The organism is Pseudoalteromonas sp. SR44-5, from assembly GCF_014163675.1.
Classification (GTDB): Bacteria; Pseudomonadota; Gammaproteobacteria; order Enterobacterales; family Alteromonadaceae; genus Pseudoalteromonas; species Pseudoalteromonas rhizosphaerae.
On sequence record NZ_JACJDT010000152.1, the window covers coordinates 1 to 746 of the forward strand.

Sequence of the window (746 nt, forward strand, 5' to 3'; positions counted from 1 at the left end):
TGTTGTTTGAGTTCATTTTTAACATCAATAAATTGATTGTTCTTTATCACAAACTGTACATTGTTTTGCTCGGTTTCTAGGCATAAATCGCGCCCGGCGTGTAAGTTTATCGTCCCAAGTTGGCTTATCCATTCTATGAATTGGCGGCCTGATTGTTTAGCATTTAACTCAAAGTAATGTTCACTGGCGAGAGTTTGTAAAATGACTTTTGGCTCATTGTCGTCATCATCAAATAGTAGTTCGTTGTGGGCTGCAGGGGAATTATGTCGCGGGGTAAACCCGCTGCTACGAATAATCGAATTTACTCTGTGCAAAAATGAAAGGCAGGGCACTAATCAGCGGCTGTATTAGCGCCTAGCCAAACAACATCCATGTTGTTAAAGAGCCGGTAATTCCTAGTGAATTAGTGCTTTGGCTGCACGGTTTAAATTTAAATTATAACGTCTTTATTGTTATAAACTGCTTAAAAACACACTAAGATCTAACCGAGCACTTTAGTATTTTTAAGTTTTGTAGCCCAGTCCAGATTAAAAAGGCCACAAGCATATTTGCATACAGCGTTATTCGTACTGCTTAATAGCGCCACGTACCATAGAAGCCATATCAATAATTTCCATATCCCCCATGTCGGCAATTAAATTCAAATGGGCAAAAATATCGCACTTTTCAATATTCTTGATTTTTTTCTCGCCACCCATAAATAAAAATGGCGCAAAGCCGTACACTTCATTAGCATTGAGTGGGCC

2 protein-coding genes are annotated in these 746 nt (G+C 39.0%); both read right to left on the reverse strand.

Annotated elements, in window-relative coordinates:
- A partial coding sequence (locus H5154_RS22940) for a hypothetical protein (protein WP_259398601.1) occupies nucleotides 1-314 on the reverse strand: 314 nt, incomplete at its 3' end.
- A 246-nt stretch (nucleotides 315-560) separates the two neighbouring features.
- The coding region (locus H5154_RS22945; protein WP_182719050.1) for a T6SS immunity protein Tdi1 domain-containing protein at nucleotides 561-746 on the reverse strand (186 nt) is incomplete at its 5' end.